This is a genomic window from Micromonospora sp. WMMA1363 (assembly GCF_030345795.1).
In the GTDB taxonomy this organism is placed as follows: Bacteria; Actinomycetota; Actinomycetes; order Mycobacteriales; family Micromonosporaceae; genus Micromonospora.
Window position 1 is genome coordinate 2,011,283 of the sequence record NZ_JAUALB010000001.1, and the last position, 19,877, is coordinate 2,031,159.

Genomic DNA, 19,877 nt, shown 5'->3' on the forward strand with positions numbered 1-19,877 from the left:
TACTGTACACCGCCCAGGTGGATCATGCACGTCGGCTCCGGGTTGGGTGGGCAAACCGGACGAGAGGGTCGGTCCGGGTAGCGGTAGAGCACATCGTGCCGGCAGCATGACGACGTGTCGCATCCATCGCCCCTGGCCGCCGTCCAGCACCGGGCGTTGGCGCTGCGGAACGCGGGCGACCTGACTTCCGCACGCCGGCTGCTCGGCGACGCGGTCGGGTCCGTCGCTCCGCCGTACCGTCCAGACCATCCGGACGTGTTGAGCACAGCGCACCTGCTGGCCCGGTTGCACCGGGAGGCCGACGACCCGACCGCCGCCCGCCGAGTCCTGGAAGAGGCGTTCGCGGCCGGCGAGCGCCGCTGGCCGCATGCCGACCCGCTGATGCTGGCGCTCTCCTTCGAGCTGGCCAGTGTCGCGGATGAGCTCGGTAACCGGCATGAGGCCCGCCGCAACTTCCGCCGCGTGGTCAGCGCCGGGTCCGCCGTGCTCGGCCCCGATCACCCGGCGGTACGCACGGCGCGCGAGTACCTCGGCGAGCCCGCCGTACCGGGCCCGGTCGACACCGCGCACGGTACGCCGGGAGGCGTGGGAGTCGGCGGCGCTGACCAGCGCCCCAGCTTCCCGCCGTTGGTTGGCTCCGCTGAGTCACCCGCAGCCGGGACACGTACCGCGCCGCCGCGCCCACCCAGCCGTGCGGCCGCTCCTGGGGGGTTGCCGATCGCTGACGGCACGGGGCGGCCCGGTCAGCCGATGGAATTCGCCGCGCTCACCGGGCCGACGGTCTCGTTGGCGGCCCTCACCACCGCCCGGCGACCGCACGACGGTGCGGCGGCCGTCGCCCGTCCGCCGGCCGGCGGACCGGTTTCCCACGATGTCGAACGCGACCGCGACGGTGTCGAACGCGACCGGGACGGTGTCGAACGCGACCGGGACGGTGTAGTGCTCCCGGTCTCCGGGCCGCTGGCTGCACCCAACGGGACAGCCGACCAACCGTCCGCTGACCAACCCGACGCGGCGGTAGCTCCCGGCGCTACGGACGGGCGCTGGCGCACACCGACGGTCCTGCGGCCCGGGCCCCTACTCGGTGAGGGGATCACGAACCCCGGGGCCGTGTCCGAGGCGGACGTTCACGCCGGCGCGCAGGTGCCCCCGACCGGAGGTGGCGCCGCGGGCGTGGACGACCTGACCTTCGGCCCGGCGCCAGCCCACCCGGCGGGTCCTCCGTCGCCAGCGTCTCCCGCCAACGCACCGCCGGCCGGTGGCCCACCCGGGCCACCCGGGCCACCACCGGTCACCCCCGCGCCAGTTCCGCCGTGGGGTATGACCGCCGCGCGGGGGGACGGCGGAGCATCCGCGCCCGTCGAGCGGCGCGACGTCGCCACCGCGTTCCCCGGTGGCCCGTCGTGTCCGACGGACCAGCCCACCGTCGCGCCGGACGACGTTGCGCCCAGTTACCCGACCAACGGCGCGTCGCACGTCGACCCGCCGGCCGGCGGCCCGGTCACCTACCGGGCCGGCGAAGCATCGCAGGTCGACACGCCGGAGGGCTGGGGGGCCACGTATCCCGGGACGGAGCCGGGTGGGCGCGGCCGACGGCGCGCGGTGGTGATCGCGGTGGCGGCGGCCGCGGCGGCGGGCGCGGCGGCCGCGGCCGGCACCGTGGTGCTCGGCGGGGACGACGCTGCGCCGGTGCCCGTCGCATCGCCGGCAGCGGCCGCGCCGAGCCCGAGCGCGGTGTCCCCCGCGCCGCCGACAGACGTGACGCTGCGAGACGACTCCGCCACGATCACCCTGACCTGGACCGATCCGTCGGGTGGCGCAGTGCCGTTCATGGTGGCCGCCGGCCGGGTCGGGCAGGGGCTGGGGGTACTGGCCAGGGTGGATCCGGGGCGAACCAGGTACACGGTCAACGGGCTGAGTTCCCGGGTGGACTACTGCTTCACCGTGCTCGCGGTGTACTCGACGGACACGTTCGCCACGTCCGGGCAGGTCTGCACCGATCGGGCGGACTGACCCGGCGTCGCACACACCGTGTGTTCATCGGGCGACGATGCGGGTTCCGCTGGCTGGAGCCGGGCCATATGATGACACCCGGCTTCAGGGGAGGATCGCCGTGTCCGGCGCGCCACCTGCTCGAACGACACGGGAGGCAGCCGGTTGTGGCCACCGTAGACGATGCCGTGAACGCCCCGCGCCGCCGGGTTCGGGGCGGGCTCGTCACCGTCGCCACGGTGGCGGCGCTGCTGGCCGCGCTGGGGCTGACCATGCTCGGTGTCGGCGCCGCGGACAACGCGGTGGCCAGCTATGACGCGAGTTCCTGGTTGTGGAGCACCGCCCGCGGTGAGCTGGCCCGGGTAAACGGGGTGACCGCCCGGGTGGACACCCGGGTGGAGGTGCCGGGTGCGCGCCGACACCCGACGCAGGTCACCCAGACCGACCGGCTGCTGATCCTTCGGGACCGGACGACCGGCCAGGTCAGTTCGCTGGACCTGGCCACCCTGCAGATCACCGCCACCTCGCCCACCACCCCAGGCCTCGGGGTGAATGTCGCGCTGCACGAGGAGGCGGCGTTCGTCGTGGACGCGGTGCAGGGCGTCGTCCGGCAGCTCGACCCGCGGTCGTTGGCACCGGTCGGTGAGCCGGTCCGCTACCCACCGGGCATCACCGGTGGGGTGTTCGACGGCGAGGGTCGGCTGTGGATCGCGGTGCCGAGCGAGGGTACCGTGTCGGCGATCACCGCCGCGACACTGCCGTCTTCCCCAGCCTCCGCAGCGCCCGCCGATGCCGGTCTGAGCCCGAAGCGGGTCGAGACGTACGAGGTGGTCGAGCCGAGCCACGAGCTGGTCGTGTCCGCCTTGGACGACGGGGTGGCGGTGTTCGACCGAACAGCGGGGCTGCTGGTCATGGTGCGCCGGGGCGACGTGACGCGGACGCCGTTGGCGACGTCCGCTCCGGCGGCGTTGCCGACCCGCAGCGGCGGGCCGGCGGTGCCGGTGACGGTGCCGGCCGAGCGGCGGGTACACGTGGTCACCGACGGCGTGGTGCGCAGCTTCACCGTTCCGGGCAGTGGGGCCGATCTCGGCCCGGCCGTGTCCTGGGCCGGTCGTGTCTACTGCGCCGACGAGGCCACCGGCACGGTGTACGCGTTCGACACGGCTGGCCAACTGGTCGACACGGTGCCGGGCCGGCCGACGGGGCCGCTGGAGTTGGAGGTGCGGGAGAACCATCTGTTCATCAACGCGCCCGACTCGGCGAACGCGCGGGTGGTGGACGACCGGCACCAGGTGCAGGAGGTCGACAAGTACGCCAACGACGTGCTCGGCGGGGACCCCCCGCCCGCTCCCCCGCAGCCGCCTGCGCCGAAGAAGCCGACGGTGGGCAAGCCTGGGCCTCCGCGGGCGGTCACCGCTGCTGCCGGCAACGCCGAGGCCCGGGTGACCTGGCAGGCCGCCGCCGCCAACGGCGCCGAGATCAGCAAGTACGTGGTGTCTGGTGGCGGCCAACGCGTCGAGGTGGGCGCCAACCAGCGGGCAGTGGAGATCGAGAACCTGACCAACGGTGAGACGTACCGGTTTTCGGTTCGCGCGGTGAACGCCAGGGGCGACGGTCCGGCGCGTACGAGCAACCCGGTGACGCCGACCGCGGCGGTGCCGGACCCGCCGATGAGTGTCACGGCGGAGGCCCGGTCGGACGGCACGGTGGTGGTGCGGTGGCCGGCGGCGAACGGGCAGGGCAACACGATCGCCCGGTACGCGGTGACCGCCACCTCGGCAGGCACCAACGCCCCGGCCGGGCAGTCGACGAAGACCGAGCTGGTGGTGCCGGCCGGTGAGCTGGAATACGGCACGCAGTACGCGTTCACGGTCGTCGCGGTCAACGACAAGGGTGCCGGGTCGGCGGCCTCTCCGGTGAGCGACACCGTCGTGCCGTACGCGGCCCCGGGGCGGCCGGGAGATCTGCGCGCGACGGCGGTGGCGGATCGACCCGGGACGGTGGCGGTGCGCTGGGCCCCGGCCGAGCCGAACGGGCGGCCGGTGACGGGATACCTGGTCGACGTCGCTGGCCGGGGCAGCGAGGTGACCGACACCGGGACGACGGTCAGCGGCCTGGGCAACGGGCAGGACGTCACGGTGACGGTGGAGGCGGTCAACGAGGCCGGGACTGGCCCGGAGGCCAGCACGACCGTGCGGACGGTGGCCGAGCCGCGGGTGACCGTGACCGGCTCGTCGGCGACTGCGACGTCGACGACGGTGACGTTCACTGTGGATGCCGGCGGTGGTCAGGCGAGTTGCACGCTCAGCACGAGCGGCGCGCCGGCGCAGGCCGGCCCGTGCTCGCGGATCACCATGGCCGGGTTGACGCCGGGCACGGCGTACACGTTCACGGTGACGGCGAGCAACGCGGCCGGGCGGGGTACTGCCAACCGGGTCCAGGCGACCGCCGCGCTGTACGGGACGGCGACCTGTAACAACGGTGATTCCGGCGCGGAGGGCAGGTACTGCGACGCCGACGTTGACGGGCGCAACGGCAACGAGATCTTCAAGGTGCCGCGGCAGGACGACGACCTCCAGGCGGGATGGGCGCGGCCCGGTGCCCGGCTCAAGGCCTTCTGTAAGAAGCAGGGGCAGGAGGTGTACGCGTACATCTACAACGGCCACAAACGCAGCGCCTGGTGGGTGCAGGTCGACTACCGGGGACGCAACTTCATCCCGTGGGCCTGGTTGAACCTCGATGGCGGCGACGACATCGGCGTCCTGCCCACCTGCTGACCTGACGCCAGGCAAGGAGCACCGCCCGTGAATCCCGAGCCGCTCACCCAGCCGGAGGTGCAGGGCTTCGCCGCGCTCGCCGCTCGGCTGGCCGACAACGTCAACACGGTCGTGCTGGGCAAGCCGGAGGTGGTGCGGCTGGCTCTGACCGCGCTGTTCGCGCAGGGGCACGTGCTGCTGGAGGACGTGCCGGGGGTGGGTAAGACCACCCTGGCGCGGGCGGTCGCGGCCACCGTGCGGGGTCAGTGGCGGCGGATCCAGTTCACGCCGGACCTGCTGCCCTCGGATGTGTCCGGGGTGACAATCTTCAACCAGGCGAACCGGGGGTTCGAGTTCCACCCGGGGCCGGTGTTCGCCAACATCGTCATCGCCGATGAGATCAACCGGGCGTCGCCGAAGACCCAGTCGGCGCTGCTGGAGGTGATGGAGGAGCGTACGGTCACCGTGGACGGGGTTCGGCATCCGGTGCCGCAGCCGTTCCTGGTGGTGGCCACGCAGAACCCGGTGGAGATGGACGGCACGTACCGGCTGCCCGAGGCGCAGCTGGACCGGTTCCTGGTGAAGCTCTCGGTCGGTTATCCGGACGAGGCGGTCGAGGTGGAGGTGTTGCGCGGCGCGACGGTCCGCTCCCCCGAGACGCTGACGCCGGTGACCGACACCGTCACCGTCGGGGAGATGGTGCGGATGGCCCGCCGGGTGCACATCGCCGAGCCGCTGTACGGGTACGCGGTCAGGCTGGCCGCCGCGACCCGGCGCCATCCGCAGGTGCGGGTCGGGGTGAGTCCTCGGGGGGTGATCGCGCTGACCCGGGCGGCGTGCGCGTACGCGCTGATCGACGGGCGGGGTTGGATCATGCCGGAGGACCTGAAGTCGCTCGCCGAGCCGGTGTTCGCGCACCGGCTGCTGCTCACGCCGGACGCGCACGTGCGCGGGGTGACGGCGGCGGAGGTGCTGCGGCAGGCCGTCGCGTCGGTGCCGGTGCCGCTGCCCTCGGAGCAGCCGGCCGCGGTGCGGGGCTGACCCGGGGGGGCGTTGCCGTGGGGTTCACCGCCCGGGGTGTCGGGCTGCTCGTCGCCACCGTCGCCCTGCTGGCGGTGGGTTTCCGGTTCGCGTACCCCGAGCTGGTCTTGCTCGGTGTGGCGGCCGGGTCAGCGGTCGGGTACGCGCTGGTCATCGCGTCGTGGCGACCCCGGCTGGAGGTCACGCGTCACGCGGAGCCGGACCGGGTCGGCCGGGGGGAAACGGCCGCGATGTCGCTCACCGTGCGCAACGCGGGGCGGCTGCGGGCGGCGAGTCTGGTAGCCCTGGACCGGTGCGGCGAGACGACAGTGCCGGTGCCGGTGCTTCGGCTGCGGCCGGGCCGGGACACCACTGTTCGGTACGACGTGCCGACCGACCGCCGGGGTGTGGTGCCGGTGGGGCCGTTGCGGGTGACTCGGGGGGACCCGTTGGGGCTGGTGGCGGTGTCGCGCCTGTACGGCGCGGCGTTACCGGTGTGGGTGTATCCGCGGATCCACCCCTTGACGGCGGTGCCCACCGGGGCCGGGCGCAGCCTGGACGGCCGGATGGACGCTGTCGCGCACGGGTCGATCACGTTCGACTCGCTGCGGGAGTACGTGGTCGGCGACGAGTTGCGCCGGGTGCACTGGCGGACCAGCGCGCGGGTGGGTGAGCTGATGGTCCGGGAGAACGTGGACACCAGTCTGCCCCGTCTGGTGGTGCTGCTGGACAATCGGGCGGCCGCCCACCCGGAGCGGGTGGGCGGGGTGGTCGAGTCGTTCGAGGCGGCGTGCGAGGCGGCGGCGTCGGTGGTGACCGCCGCTTACCGCGCCGAGCTGCCGGTGGTGCTGGTGCTGGTGGCACCGGACGCAGTCGGCGCGGTGGGATCCGGCGCGGTGGGATCCGGCGCGGTGGGATCCGGCGCGGTGGGATCCGGCGCCGCTCCGCTGGACCGGCTCGCGGCGGTGCAACTCGGCGAGGACACCCTCGACGCGACGCTGGCCCGGGTTCGAGCGGACCGCCTCGGCGACACGCTGGTCGTCCTCACCGGCTCGGGGGGACATGATTCGCTGGGGCGGATCGGCGCGCTGCGCGGCGTGTACCCGTCGGTGGTGGTCGGGGTCTTCGGGGCGGCGGAGCCGGCGCACGCGGCCGGCCTGGTGGTGATCGACGCCGCCGACGGCGCCGCGTTCGCCGCCGAGTGGGACCGGGTGCGGCGATGGTGAGCGCGACCGGGCGGTCCGCGACCCGGGGGGCCGCCGCCGCGGGGCCGGAGGTGTCCAGCGGCGCACCTTTCTCTACCGGTGGCGCTGAGCGGGGCTCCTTTCTCACCGACGTATCGGTGGGGGTGACGCTGGCGGCGATGGTGGCGTTGGCCGGTGTTGTGCTCGGGCGGGTGTACGCCGGTGGGCTGCTCACCGGGCTGGTCGCGGGGGCGGCGGCCGGGTCGGTGTTGGTCGGGCTGGTGTGCCGCCGGCTGCCGTCATGGCTGGTGGCGCCGTTGTCGGTGCTCGGCATGACGGCGTGGACGCTGTGGTCGCTGCGCCTGGCCGCGAGCCGCGCCGAGCTTTCCGGGCCGCTGGTCGAGGTGACCGCCGACGCCACCGGAAACGGCATCCCCCGGCTGCTGACCGCGATGATCCCGGTCGAGCCGACGCCGGACACCGTGCTGGTGCCGGTGGTCGCCGCCTGGCTGGCCGGCCTGGCCGGCACGGAGGTGGCGCTGCGGGCGGGGCGGGTGCTGCTCGGATACCTGCCGCCGGCGCTGCTCTACACGGGCGCGCTCTATGTGGTCGGGCCGAACGCCGATCCGGCGGTGCGGCCAACGCTGGCGTTCGCGGCCGTGGCGGTGCTGGGGCTGGTCGTTCGGCGGGCCGGGACGACCGTCGGGGACCCGACGGCGGGCCTGCCGCCGGCGGGCCTGCCGCCGGCGGGCCGGGCGACGGTGCGGGGCCGGCTCGCCGGGGCGTCGGTGGCCGGGGTGGCGGTGGTGGTCGCGGCCGCCCTGCTCGGTCCGGCGCTCGCCGCGCGGGTCGGCGGCCAGCCGGTGGACCCCCGCCGGTACGTGGAACCGCCCAGGGTGGACACCCTCGACGAGAATCCACTGATCCGCATCTCCGGCTGGGCGTTGCATCCGGACCAGAAGCTGCTGGACGTGACGACACAGCCGGCGACGGGCGCGGCCCGGATCCGGCTGGCGGTGCTCAGCGACTACGACGGCGTCACCTGGCGGGTCGGGGCGACGTACCGCAACGCCGGGCGGATCCTGCCCGCTGCGGCCCCCGCCGCCGACAGCACCGTGGACACGGTACGACAGGAGATCACCGTCGCCGGCCTGACCGGGCGGCTGCTGCCCGCCGTCGCCACTCCCCGCGAGGTCACCGGGGCGCGGGTGGCGTACGACCCGGAAACCGCGACGCTGATCCGCCCGGAAGGGCTGACCCCGGGGCTACGGTACGCGGTTGCCTCCGCCCGCGAACACCCGGACGTCAACCTGCTGGCCACCGCGAACGTCCCGGCCGGCGCGGAGGCGGCCCGGGTGCTGCGGGTCGCCGACGGAGTGCCCGACCCGCTGCGCCGGCTCGCCACCCAGCTCGCCGAGTCGAACGCGGCGCCGTATTCCCGGGCCGCCGCCGTGGAGCAGTTTCTCGCCGAGCACTACCGCTTGGTCGCCGACGCACCGAGCGGGCACGCGTACCCGAACCTCGCGTTCTTTCTGTTCGGGCCCCGCAACGCGGGCGGGCAACGTGGCACGTCGGAGCAGTTCGCGGCAGCGTTCGCGGTGCTGGGCCGGCTCGTCGGCCTGCCGACCCGGGTGGTGGTCGGCTTCCGCTCCCCGGGTAGCGGCCCGGTGCGGGCCGGCGACGCGTACGCCTGGCCGGAGGTGCGCTTCGACGGGCTCGGCTGGGTGCCGTTCGACCCGCTACCCCGGCTGGACACCGCACCCCGGCCGGTGGAGGAGGACTTCCGCCCGCGACCGACGGAGCCACCACCGTCGGAGGCTCCCCGGCCCACTGTGGAGCCGACGGCGTCGCCGGAGCCGGCGGCCGCGCCGGGCCGGCCGGTCGGCCCCGGCGTTCCGCCCGTTCCGGTGCTGCTGGCCTTCGCCGTCGGCGGAGCGCTGCTGGTGGTGGCCGCGCTGCTGCTGACCCTGTGGTGGCGGCGCCGCTCGCTGTCCCGCAGCCGCCTGGCGCGAGGCGATCCCGGCGAGCGGGTTGCCGGCGCCTGGCGGGAGGTGACCGACGCGCTGCGGCTGGCGGGTCACCCGGCCGCCGGTGACCTGGCCGCCAGTGAGGTCGCCGCCCGGGCCCGGGAGGTCCTCGCCGCCGCCCGCACCCAACGGTCGCCGGCCGCCGGGGCCGGACACGCGGATCGCCGCGGCGTGGTAGCCGGCGGGCAGGCCCGGCCGGAGCCGGGCCGCGTCGCCGCCCCCGTGCGGCCCGAGGCGGGTGTCACGGACCTCGCCGACCTGCTCAACCAGGTCGCCTTTGCCCCCGGCACGGTCACCGAGGCCGAGTCGGCCCGCGCCGTTGCCGCCGCGCAGGCGTACGTCGCCGCGCTGCGTGCCGCCCGCCCCTGGTGGCGCCGCCTCCGCTGGTCCGTCCACCCCGGTCCGCTCCGCGGCGCCGGCCGCTCCGGATGAGCGCTGCCGGCGCTGCCGGTCTTGGTCGCCCTGGGCGCCCTGGGCGACCCGCTGGCCGGCCTCGACCAGCGGCGGTTCCAGCGGTGCGGGTACTGGGTCTCGCACCGGCCACCGTGGTCACGCGGTCAGCCGGCGGACCAGTTTGCACAGCCCGGCCTGCCAGCCGTCCGGGTCCTCGACCCGACGGCGGGCGTGGGTGGCGACCTCCGGGTGCGGCAGGATCAGGAAACGCTCCTCGGCGAGGCCGGCCACCACCGAGTCGGCGACCTGGTCGGGAGTGAGCACCGCCCCGGACGCGGCGACCACCTTGGCCCCGAGGTGACCGTCGGCCAGCCCGTCGGCCAGCATCGGGGTGTCGACTCCTTGGGGGCAGAGTGCGCTGACCCGGATGCCCCGATCCCGGTAGGTGATGGCGAGCCACTCGGCGAACCCGACCGCCGCGTGTTTGGTGGCCGTGTACGGGGCGTCGCCGACCGCGGTCAGCACGCCCGCCGCCGACGCGGTCATGAGCAGGTGCCCGTCGCCGCGGTCGAGCATCGTCGGCAGTACCGCCCGTGCCGCGTAGACGTGGGAGAGCACGTTGACCCGCCACGCCCGGTCCCAGTCGGCGTCGGGGGCGTCCACTCCCCCGCCGGTGGCGACCCCGGCGTTGGCGCAGAACAGGTCGATGCGGCCGAACCGCTGCTCGGTGTCCGCGACCAGCGCGCGGACCTGTTCCTCGTCGGTGACGTCGACGCCCACCGGGTGCGCGACCGGGCCGACCTCCGTGGCGACCGTACGGGCTCGGTCGGCGTGCAGGTCTGCCACCACCACGGCGGCGGCCCCCTCGGTGGCGAACCGACGGGTCAGCGCGGAGCCGATCCCGCCGGCACCACCGGTGACCACCACGACCCGGTCGGTCAGGTTCACCGCGGCTCACCCCCGCCCAGCCGGGTGAGCACGTCGACGAGCGCCGCCGCTTTCCCGGCCGACAGTTCGGGCGTGGGCAGCAACGCCAGCACCGGCACGTCGATGCCGGCGTCGGCGTACCGGAGTACCTTGGCCCGGCACTGCTCCGGCGTACCGTGCAGCACGAGGGCATCGACCACCTCGTCGGGCACGGCCGCCGTGGCGCCGCGCCGGTCGCCAGCCGCCCAGGCCTGCCACATCGGTGTGAACGCCTCCTCCCGGCCCAACCAACGGTGGAACTCCGCGTACGCGGGCACGGTGAGGTAGCTGGTGATCAGCCGCCGGCCCAGCGCGCGGGCGTGCCCGACGTCCTCGGTCGGGCACACGAAGATCCGGGCGACCACCTCGAAGTCGGGGCGGCGCCGGCCGAGCGCGGCGAGCGCCTGCGGGACGTCGCCAGCGGCGAGCCAGTTGAGGATCACACCGTCGGCCTCGACACCGGCGAGCCGCAGCATGCCGGGGCGGAGGGCGGCGAGCAACAGCGGTGGGGCGACGGCCGGTGGCCGTTCCAGCGTGAACCGCCGGACCGTGAACGTGTCGTACGTCCCGTCGACGGTCTCACCGGCCAGGGCGGCCCGCAGGAAGCGGAGCACGTCCCGGGTCCGCCGGAACGGTTCGGTGAACTCGCCGGCGTTCCAGTCCTGCACGATCACTGGTGACGAGGCGCCGACGCCGAGGGCGAATCGGCCGGGTGCGGTCTCGGCGAGCGCGGCGGCGCTCATCGCCAGTAGGCCCGGCCCACGTGTGGAGACCGGGGTGATCGCGGTGCCCAGCCGCAGCCGTGGCGCCCACGCGGCGGCGAGTGCCAGCGGGGTGAACGCGTCGGCTCCGTTGACCTCGGCGGACCAGGCGTCGGTGAAGCCGGCCTCGTCGAGTGTGCGGTAGACCGCGGCGTGGTCGGCGAGCGGGATCCCGCCCAGCGGCACCGTCATGCCCCATCGCGTCGTCATCGGTCGATGGTGCCTGGCCGCGGTGCCACGGAGCAAGACCGGCCACCGTGCCACGGAGCACGATCGGGGCGGTGCCACGGAGCCCGATCGGCACGGGGATTCCGGTCGCGCACGGAGGTGACGGGGCTGATTCTCCGCGGATCCAGGCACGTGCGGTGACGCGGTACGCTACGCTGCGTGACCTTCTCCCTCGTCGCCCGCTCCGACGACGGTCGGCTGCACGGTGTCGTCGTGGCCAGCCGGTTCCTCGCCGCCGGAGCCCTGGTCCCGGCCGCCGAGGCCGAGGTCGGCGCGCTGGCCACCCAGGCCCACGTGAACCTGGCCTACCGTGCGCAGGGGCTCGCGCTGCTGCGCACCGGGGTGGCCGCGACCGATGTGGTCGCCGGGTTGGTCGCCGCGGATGGCGAGCGCGACCGCCGGCAGCTCGGTGTGGTGGGCGGCACCGGCGCGGGTGGCACCTGGACCGGCCCGAGGTGCCGTCCCTGGGCGGGTGGCCAGGCCGGGGACGGCTGGGCCGCGCAGGGCAACATCCTCGCCGGCCGGCACGTGATCGACGCGGTACGCGACGGCTGGCTCGGCGGGTCGCCGCTGCCCTTCGCGGACCGGCTCGTCGCCGCGCTACGCGCCGGTGACGAGGCCGGCGGCGACCGGCGGGGCCGGCAGAGCGCCGGGCTGTTGGTGGTCGAACGCGGCGCCGGGTACGGCGGCACCGGTGACGTCCTGGTCGACCTGCGGGTCGACGACCACCCCGACCCGGTCGCCGAGTTGGGCCGGCTGCTCGCCGTACACACCCTGCTGTTCGGCCGGCCGGATCCGACGACCCTGCTCGACCTCACCGGTGCGGTCGCCGCCGAGGTGGCCGCCCTGCTGACCGCGCTCGGGTACTCGGTCGACCCGGCCGCGCCGGAGGACGCCCTGGTCTCCTGGGCGGGCTTGGAGAACCTGGAGGAGCGGCTGGCGCCGGGCCGCATCGACCCGATCGTGCTCGACCGTCTCCGCGGGGCGACGCCGCATGTGCCGGCGCCCCGGCCCGGCAGTGACGCCATCCCCACCACCTGACGCCATCCCCACCACCTGAGGCCGTCCGCGGCGGACGCGGCGCCCAGGCGCCGGCAGCCGGAGCGACGCCCGTCGAGCGACGGGCCGAGCCGCGACCGGGCGTGGGCCGCGCGTGAACCCGGGGCCTAATGTGGTGCTCAGGGCGCGAAGGAGAGCCAGCGGAAGCCGGCGGCGGCCACGGCCGCGCGTTCCGCGGCGATCAGCGGTGCTCGGCCGGTGGTCTTGCGGATGAGGGTGAGCCGGTCCCACCCCAGCGCGGGCGGGACCGGACGGCCGCCGGTGAGCAGGTCAGCCACGACGACGGCCGCGGTCGGGGTCAGCCACGGCGGGCGGTCGAGCGCCGCCGCCAGGTCCAGGCCGTGCACCCCGACCTCCACCACCCGGGTTCGCAGGAATTCGACCACGGTCATCGCGTCCCCGTGCCGGGTGCGGACCACCCGGTGGGGCGGCTGGGCGTGCACCGCGTCGAGCGTGGCGCGCCAGCCGCGGTCGACGCCGTCGGCGAGGCCGGCGGCGGTGACCTCCCGGCCGCCCTGTCGACCACTGTCGATCCGCTCGGCATCCACGGTCGGGGTGAACTTCGCGGCGCCGAAGTAGCCGGCGGCGTCCACCTCGGCCCGGGGCGGGGCCGGGGCGGCCAGCATGTCGGTCAGTCGCCCGACACCGGTCCGTACGTGGGCGAGTAGCTCCCGGACGGTCCACGGCCGGCAGTCGGTGGGCCGGTCCAGGTCGGTCTCGGTCAGCCCGTGCAGCACCTCGACCAGGCGGATGCACTCGTCCCGGAACGCCTCGGGTGCCGCCGGCACGGTCAGCCCTTGTGGCGGGGGACGACGCGGTGGACGCTGAGCAGCACCAGGGCCATGACCACGCCCATGGTGCCGGCGATCCCGGCGGCACTGCCCGCATACCCGACGAAGAGCAGGCGGCGACTCAGGTCGACCGGGGCGGCCGGGGCCACGTCGGCCAGCCCGTTCAGCGCGAGCGCGCAGGACGCCGCGGCGAGTAAGCCGCCGACGCCGAGCACCGCGGCGGCGGTCCGGTGTGCTTCGGCCGAGTCGACCTGCGCCTGCTCCCGCTGCGTGATCAGCAGCAGCAGGCCACCCAGCGCCGCCCACACGCCCACCACGAGGTAGGCGGCCACCGCGTCGCTGGGGCGGTGCCAGCCGGCGGAGAGGGTGGCCACCCCGGCCACCGCCGCGTAGGCGGCGCCGATGAACGCGCCGGTGGCCCGGATCGTACGGGGCAGGACGAGCACCAGTGCCACCGCCACCGAGGCAGCGACGGTGGTGTGGCCGCTCGGCAGGCTGTTGCCGGCGTAGATCCGCTCGGGGTCGATACCGAAGTCCGGCCGGGCGAGACCGTACTTGAGTGCCTGCGTTGTGACGTTCGCCCCGACGATGAGCAGTGTGGCGGTGACGGCCAGCACGACCCGTCCGCGGATCAGCGCGATGAAGCCGATCACGGCGGTGGCGGCCAGCAGCGACACCACCGACATGGCGTTGAGGATCCGGTCGACCGGGCCGTCGATACGGTCCTGGCCGATCCGGTTGCCGGCCAGCGCGACCGTGTCGATCCACTGGCCCAGCTCGGTGTGCAGGGCCGCCCGCCACACGGCGAGGAAGGCGGCCGTCTGCAGCAACACCAGCATGACCAACCAGAGCGTGGTCCAACCCCTCGCCGTCGCGCGCACCCGCACAATTTAGCGACACGTCACACCCGCCACCCCGGTGGCCCACCGCCCTCCCGCGACTAGGTTTGGGGCGTGCCTCGTCGCTGCCGGTGGCCATGTCGTCGGGCAGGCGATGGATCGAGGACGGTGGGTGGACACCTCCCATCGACCGGCACTCGTGGCGTGGGCGGTAGGAGGTGACGGTGAGCAGCACACCGGAGCACGGGGCAGCCCCGGCGGGGCGAGAGGAGTCCCTCGCCGACCTGCTCGGCGGGCGCCGCGGCGCGCTCGACGCCACCCTGCCGCCGGTGGCGTTCGCCGTGGGCTGGTTGCTCGGTGGGGAGTCGCTGCCGGTCGGGGTCGGCGCGGCGCTGGTGACCGGGGTGGCGGTGGCCGGGTGGCGGTGGTATCACAGGCACCGGCCGCGGTCGGTGCTGGTCGGCCTGCTCGCGGTCTGCGTGGCCGCGCTGGTCGCGCTGCGGACCGGTCGGGCCGAGGACTTCTTCCTGGTGCAGTTGGTGGCCAACGCGGCGAGCGCGCTCGCCTGGATGGTCAGCATCGTGATCCGCTGGCCGCTGCTCGGGGTGCTGGTCGGTGTCGTGCTCGGTCAGCGCGGCCGGTGGCGGCGAGATCCGGCGCTGCTGCGGGGGTACGGGCGGGGCAGCTGGGTGTGGACCGGCACGTACCTGTTGCGGGTGGCGGTGTTCCTGCCGCTGTGGCTCGGCGGGCAGGTCGTCGCGCTGACCGCCGCCCGGGTGGCGTTGACCTGGCCGCTGGTGGCCGCCGCGCTGGCGGTGAGTTGGGTGGTCGTCCGCCGGTCGCTGCCGGCCGGCCACCCCGGCCTGCGCCATCCCGTCGGTTTGGCAGCGCCGGTGACGTCGGCGACGATCGCTCCGGAGCGATCAGGGGCTGGAAGCGATCAAGGGCTGGAAATGTAAGGGAGAGGCCGCCACGGGGGGAGCGGCCTCTCCGGTGACGTACGTTACTCCGTCGCGGTCCGTTCCGTGATCCCGGAAGGGCTTGTTTTTTGGGCTTTTCGCGCCCTGCGCACGACCGGGTGGTGGGGTGGGCCGGCCGATCCGCTCCGTCGGCCGGCTGGCTGGCCCACCACGGCCCGATCGCGGGCGTCAGGAGGGTGGGGCGATCTCGTCCGTCCGGCCGGTGTCGGCGAGCCGAGCGGCGTCGCCGAGCCGACCGAGCGCGATCAGGGCCGCACCCGTCGCGCCGATCTCCGGATTCCGCTGGTGCCGCACCGAGCGGGGCGCCAGCGCCCCGGCGAAGGCCGCCCGCCACCACCCGGACGCGGCGAGCGCCCCTCCACCGAGGACAACCTCGACCGGTGAGTCCAGATCAGACTCCAGCACTGCCAGATCGTCCGCGACAAGATCGCTCAGCCCCCGCATCATCCCGGCGAGGATCTCCACCGCGGTGGTGCCGAAGCTCAGCCCGCGCAGTTCCCCCGAGCCGGCCGGGGCCACACCGGGCGGCCGGTCACCACCGAAGCGGACGTTCGACGGCGGCCCGCCGTCGACGGGCACCAGCGCCAGCGCCTGGTCCAGCGCGGCTCCCTCGGGAAGGCGAAGCTCCCGATTCGCCCAGGCAAAGAGGTTACCCCCGGAGGAGTACGCGGCGCCGGTCACCACGTGGTGGTGGTCGACCCGGTACCGCCAGAGCCGATGCGGCAGGTACGGCTGCCGGGTCCCCGCCGGGAGGGCCTCGACCAGCCGGACCGCCGCCGAGGTGCCCACGGTCACCGCCGCTCGTTTCCGGTCGATGCAGCCGGAGCCGACGTTGGACGCGGCGCCGTCGCCCACCGCGGCGGCCCACCGCGCCCCGGCGAGCTGCGGCCACCGACACGCGTGCTCCGGACGCAACCGCCCGCGCCAGCCGGCCGGCGCCAGCTCTGGCAACTCCGCGGGACCGACGCCGGCCAGCACGCACGCCTCCGGGTCCCAGTCCAGCGTGCGCAGGTCGAGCAGGCCGGTGCCGGAGGCCTGGGACACCGACATGGGAGCGTTGTCGAGCAGAACGCCCAGGACGTACTCGGCCAGACCGGCGAAGCGGGTGATCCGGGTCCCGGTCCGAGCGCGCAGCCAGGGCCCCCGCATGCTCCAGTAGCCGCGGTGCCACCACGTGCCCGTGCGCTGGTGGAACGCCTCCGGGTCGGCCGGGCCGGGTGCCCCGGGCGCCGGCTCCGACCGGGTGTCCAGCCAGCTCAGCACGGGGCCCAGCGGTGCGCCGTCGGGGCCGAGCGCAACGACCGAGTGCCACTGCGCGGATGTCGCCACCAGCTGGATGTCGCGCAGGTGGTCACCGGCGGCGAGCTCGTCCAGGCACTCGACCAGACCGGCCAGGTAGCGCCCGGCGTCCAGGGTGCCGGTGCCGTCCCGGCCGACCGTGGCGCTGGTCCGGCGCCGGACCAGCGCCCCCGGCAGCGGCCGGGCGTCGGCGTCCAGCACGAGGCCGCGTACCGAGGAGGTACCCAGGTCGAGCGCGAGAATCTTCATCGCCGGTCACGTTATCCGGCCCGCCGGCCTCGTGCCGGCTGACGCGTCCGGCTTCCGCCTGCGGCGGGGAACGCGTACGGTGGCCACATGCTCGCGCACCTGTCCTGCTGGTGGCCCGCCGACCCGGCGGCCATCCCCCGCGCGTAGCTACCCACGCGGCCGCCCCTCGAGGCGGTCGCCGGTCTCCACCGGGCACCCCGACCGCCTTCGGCGGGCGGCAACCCGGCCCCGAGGAGACCCGATGACCCACTTTTCCGAGTTGCTCACCGCCGTGACCGCCGGCGTCGACCCCGGCCCGTTCGCGCTCGTACGCCGTGCGGACGCCGACCACCTGGACCTGTTCACCGGCTCGGTGGCCACGGTGTCGCGGCTCGCCGATATCCCGCTGCCCGACGCGGTGTCCGGGCCGTGCACGCTCGCGCTGGTGCCCTACCGGCAGGTCGTCGAGCGCGGCTTCACCTGCGTCGACGACGCCGTTCCGCTGGAGTGCCTGCGGGTCGACCGGCGGGAGCGGGTCGGTCTCGCCGCGACGCTGGGTGTGCTGCCCGACGCCCCGGTGGAGACCACCGGGGCGGACTTCGACGTCTCCGACGACGAGTACGCCACGACGGTGGGTCGGGTGCTGGCCGAGGAGATCGGCCGTGGGGAGGGCGCCAACTTCGTCATCCACCGCACCCTGCACGCCACCGTGCAGGGTCCGCCGCTGCGGGCGGCGCTGGCGGCCCTGCGCTCGCTGCTGCTGCGGGAGCGGGGCGCGTACTGGACCTTCGTGGTGCACACCGGCTCCCGCACCCTGGTCGGGGCGAGCCCGGAGCGGCACGTCAGCGTCGACGACGGGCTGGTCATGATGAACCCGATCAGCGGCACCTTCCGGCACACCGGCACGCTGGCCGACCGCGCCGCGCTGCTGCGTTTCCTCGTCGACCCGAAGGAGGTCGAGGAGCTGTACATGGTGCTCGACGAGGAGCTGAAGATGATGGCCGCCGTGGCGGAGCGGGGTGGTCAGGTGGTCGGCCCGTACCTGAAGGAGATGTCCCACCTCGCGCACACCGAGTACCTGCTCGCCGGTCACGGCGCGAAGGACGTCCGCGAGGTGCTGCGGGAGACGATGTTCGCACCGACGGTGACCGGCAGCCCGATGGAGAACGCCTGCCGGGTCATCGCCCGGCACGAGCGCACCGGCCGACGCTACTACGCGGGTGTGCTGGCACTGCTCGGCCGGGACGCGGCCGGCCGGCAGACCCTGGACGCGCCGATCCTGATCCGCACCGCCGAACTGTCACCAACCGGGGAGCTGCGGGTGCCCGTCGGAGCGACCCTGGTCCGCCACTCGTCGCCGGAGGGAGAGGTGGCCGAGACCCACGCCAAGGCGGCCGGCGTCCTCGCCGCCCTGGGGCTCGGTCCGCAGGCCCCCGCGCCGACGCCGGGGGCGCTGAACCGGCTCACCGACGACCCGGAGGTACGGGCCGCCCTGGCGGCCCGGAATCGGCCACTGGCCCGATTCTGGCTCGACCAGCGGCCGGCGGATGCCCCGGGCCGCCCCGGGCTGGTCGGCCGCCACGTGCTGATCGTGGACGGGGAGGACACCTTCACCGGCATGCTCGCCCATCAGTTGCGGGCCCTCGGTCTCGCCACCGATCTGCGGCCGTGGCACACACCCGGCTCGCTGGACGGGTACGACCTGGTGGTCGTCGGCCCGGGCCCGGGCGATCCCACGGCCGTGGCCGAGCCGAAGATGGTGACGATGCGCGGACTGCTGGCCGGGCAACTCGCCGTTGGGCGGCCGACGCTGGCGGTCTGCCTGGGGCACCAGCTGCTCTGCGGGCTGCTGGGACTGCCCGTGCACCGCCGCGACACTCCCTACCAGGGGCTGCAACGGGAGGTGTCACTCTTCGGTGCGCGGCGGCGGGTCGGCTTCTACTCCACGTTCGCCGCGCGGGCGGACGCCGACCGGCTGGACACCCCGTACGGGCCGGTGGAGCTGGCCCGCGACGACGTCGACGGGACGGTGCACGCGCTGCGCGGCCCGGGCGTCGCCGGGGTGCAGTTCCATCCCGAGTCGGTGCTCAGCGCGGACGGCGTGGACGTCCTCGCCGAGCTGCTCGGTGGCCTGCTGCCCGCACCGACCGCGCCAGGACTGGCGTACCGGGCGTAGTCGGGGCCGCCGCCGCAGGCCCCGGTGGGCGACGACCGGCGGATCGGACGGGCTGAGAGACCCGTCCGGCACCGCCGGTCGGCCGTGCCGTGCCGCCAGGCGGCCGTGCCGCCCCGTGCCGTGCCGCTAGCCGGCCATGCCCGCCCCGTGCCGTGCCGCTAGGCGGCCATGCCCGCCTTCAGCGCGGTGCCGATCTGCACCGCCCGCCGGGCGGTGAGCGCCGCCGCGCCCAGGGCGTTGCTGTCCGGGGCGATCTCACCGTTGTTGCTGGTGTGCGACGCGCCGTACGGGTTGCCGGCGACGAACTGGCTCGGGTCCGTGTAGCCGGGGGTGACCACGATCCCGCCCCAGTGGTAGAAGACCGAGAACAGCGAGGTCAGGGTGGTCTCCTGCCCGCCGTGGGAGGTCGCGGTCGACGTGAAGGCCGAGTAGACCTTGTTGGCCAGCACGCCCTTCGCCCACAGCGGGCCGGTGGTGTCGATGAACTGCTTGAGCTGGGCGGCGACCAGGCCGTACCGGGTGGGCGACCCGAGGATCACCACGTCCGCCCAGTCGAGGTCGTCAGGCTGGGCTTCCGGCACCTCCTGGGTCTCCAGGTGGTGCGCATGCCAGCCGGAGTTGGAGCGGATCGCCTCGTCCGGCGCCAACTCCCGTACCTTACGCAGCCGCACCTCGGCACCGGCGTCGCCGGCGGCCTCGCACACTGCCTTGGCCAACTGGTAGGTGATACCGGTGGCGCTGTAATAGATCACCACGACCTTGGTCTTGGCAGCCATCGGATGCCCTTCTCTTCGACAATCGGGTCAGCCCGGCCGTCTACCCGGTAGTTGCGGCGTCAAACGCTGCCGCGGACGCGCCGACCGTTAGCCGCCGCTCCGGCCGGGGGCAGTGCGGCTCGACGCGCTGGTGGCCACGAACGTCCGGGGGCGGCACTCTGGCGTCCGCTGGGCTTCGAGGACGTCGGGTCGGGTCCCGAAGGGTTTCCGGCACCCCGACGGAGGGTTACGAGGATCTGCTGGTCACGTACCGGCGGTGGTGAATCTGTTCGTCGCCGTGACTCACGACATCCGCACGTTCCGCCGGGACGTGACCGGTGACGGGTCGGCGACCGGAATCATCGCCGCGTCGACGCCGGCGTGGCGGCCGCCGCGACCGACGAACCGACGTGGTCGCGCATC

Annotated in this window: 14 protein-coding genes; 8 read left to right on the plus strand and 6 right to left on the minus strand. The window is 74.7% G+C overall.

What is annotated here, in order from left to right:
- Positions 1 to 114 precede the first annotated feature (114 nt).
- From QTQ03_RS09175 to QTQ03_RS09195, 5 genes are all read left to right on the plus strand, one after another.
- Positions 115 to 2,013 carry a tetratricopeptide repeat protein gene (locus QTQ03_RS09175; RefSeq protein ID WP_289277610.1) on the plus strand — a complete coding sequence of 633 codons (1,899 nt, stop codon included), beginning with the start codon at positions 115 to 117 and terminating at the stop codon, positions 2,011 to 2,013.
- 146 nt (positions 2,014 to 2,159) lie between these two features.
- Positions 2,160 to 4,769: a fibronectin type III domain-containing protein gene (locus tag QTQ03_RS09180; RefSeq protein ID WP_289277611.1), complete on the plus strand. Its 2,610-nt coding sequence runs from the start codon at positions 2,160 to 2,162 to the stop codon at positions 4,767 to 4,769.
- A 27-nt stretch (positions 4,770 to 4,796) separates the two neighbouring features.
- Complete coding sequence (locus QTQ03_RS09185; RefSeq protein WP_289277612.1) at positions 4,797 to 5,789, plus strand: AAA family ATPase; 993 nt, start codon at positions 4,797 to 4,799, stop codon at positions 5,787 to 5,789.
- Between the two features lie 17 nt (positions 5,790 to 5,806).
- Positions 5,807 to 6,994 (plus strand): DUF58 domain-containing protein, encoded by a 1,188-nt coding sequence (locus QTQ03_RS09190; RefSeq protein ID WP_289277613.1) that lies wholly within the window; start codon positions 5,807 to 5,809, stop codon positions 6,992 to 6,994.
- Entirely contained in the window at positions 6,970 to 9,411 is a 2,442-nt protein-coding gene (locus QTQ03_RS09195) for a transglutaminaseTgpA domain-containing protein (RefSeq protein ID WP_502889721.1), read from the plus strand. The genes QTQ03_RS09190 and QTQ03_RS09195 overlap by 25 nt, the downstream gene beginning before the upstream one ends.
- A 117-nt stretch (positions 9,412 to 9,528) precedes the next feature.
- Here the strand turns inward: QTQ03_RS09195 and QTQ03_RS09200 are convergent, their stop codons facing one another.
- Both QTQ03_RS09200 and QTQ03_RS09205 read right to left on the minus strand, forming a co-directional pair.
- Positions 9,529 to 10,320: an SDR family oxidoreductase gene (locus QTQ03_RS09200; protein ID WP_289277615.1), complete on the minus strand. Its 792-nt coding sequence runs from the start codon at positions 10,318 to 10,320 to the stop codon at positions 9,529 to 9,531.
- Entirely contained in the window at positions 10,317 to 11,291 is a 975-nt protein-coding gene (locus tag QTQ03_RS09205; RefSeq protein WP_289280743.1) for an LLM class F420-dependent oxidoreductase, read from the minus strand. The genes QTQ03_RS09200 and QTQ03_RS09205 overlap by 4 nt, the downstream gene beginning before the upstream one ends.
- A gap of 195 nt (positions 11,292 to 11,486) precedes the next feature.
- On the opposite strand from QTQ03_RS09205, the gene QTQ03_RS09210 reads away from it, so the two are divergent.
- Positions 11,487 to 12,368, plus strand: a complete 882-nt coding sequence (locus tag QTQ03_RS09210; RefSeq protein WP_289277616.1) for a DUF1028 domain-containing protein — start codon at positions 11,487 to 11,489, stop codon at positions 12,366 to 12,368.
- 137 nt (positions 12,369 to 12,505) lie between these two features.
- Here the strand turns inward: QTQ03_RS09210 and QTQ03_RS09215 are convergent, their stop codons facing one another.
- Both QTQ03_RS09215 and QTQ03_RS09220 read right to left on the minus strand, forming a co-directional pair.
- Positions 12,506 to 13,180, minus strand: a complete 675-nt coding sequence (locus QTQ03_RS09215; protein ID WP_289280744.1) for a maleylpyruvate isomerase N-terminal domain-containing protein — start codon at positions 13,178 to 13,180, stop codon at positions 12,506 to 12,508.
- Positions 13,177 to 14,064: a phosphatase PAP2 family protein gene (locus QTQ03_RS09220; protein WP_289277617.1), complete on the minus strand. Its 888-nt coding sequence runs from the start codon at positions 14,062 to 14,064 to the stop codon at positions 13,177 to 13,179. The genes QTQ03_RS09215 and QTQ03_RS09220 overlap by 4 nt, the downstream gene beginning before the upstream one ends.
- Positions 14,065 to 14,240: 176 nt before the next feature.
- Here QTQ03_RS09220 and QTQ03_RS09225 point away from each other — a divergent pair, with 176 nt between their 5' ends.
- On the plus strand, positions 14,241 to 14,975 hold the full coding sequence (locus QTQ03_RS09225) for a DUF3159 domain-containing protein (RefSeq protein ID WP_289277618.1): 735 nt from the start codon (positions 14,241 to 14,243) through the stop codon (positions 14,973 to 14,975).
- Between the two features lie 189 nt (positions 14,976 to 15,164).
- Here the strand turns inward: QTQ03_RS09225 and QTQ03_RS09230 are convergent, their stop codons facing one another.
- Positions 15,165 to 16,544 (minus strand): FGGY family carbohydrate kinase, encoded by a 1,380-nt coding sequence (locus QTQ03_RS09230; protein WP_289277619.1) that lies wholly within the window; start codon positions 16,542 to 16,544, stop codon positions 15,165 to 15,167.
- 241 nt (positions 16,545 to 16,785) lie between these two features.
- Between QTQ03_RS09230 and QTQ03_RS09235 the strand changes: the two genes are divergently transcribed.
- Positions 16,786 to 18,699 (plus strand): anthranilate synthase family protein, encoded by a 1,914-nt coding sequence (locus tag QTQ03_RS09235; protein WP_289277620.1) that lies wholly within the window; start codon positions 16,786 to 16,788, stop codon positions 18,697 to 18,699.
- A 158-nt stretch (positions 18,700 to 18,857) separates the two neighbouring features.
- Here QTQ03_RS09235 and wrbA read toward each other — a convergent pair whose 3' ends face one another.
- On the minus strand, positions 18,858 to 19,475 hold the full coding sequence (gene wrbA / locus QTQ03_RS09240) for an NAD(P)H:quinone oxidoreductase (protein WP_289277621.1): 618 nt from the start codon (positions 19,473 to 19,475) through the stop codon (positions 18,858 to 18,860).
- Positions 19,476 to 19,877: the final 402 nt, after the last annotated feature.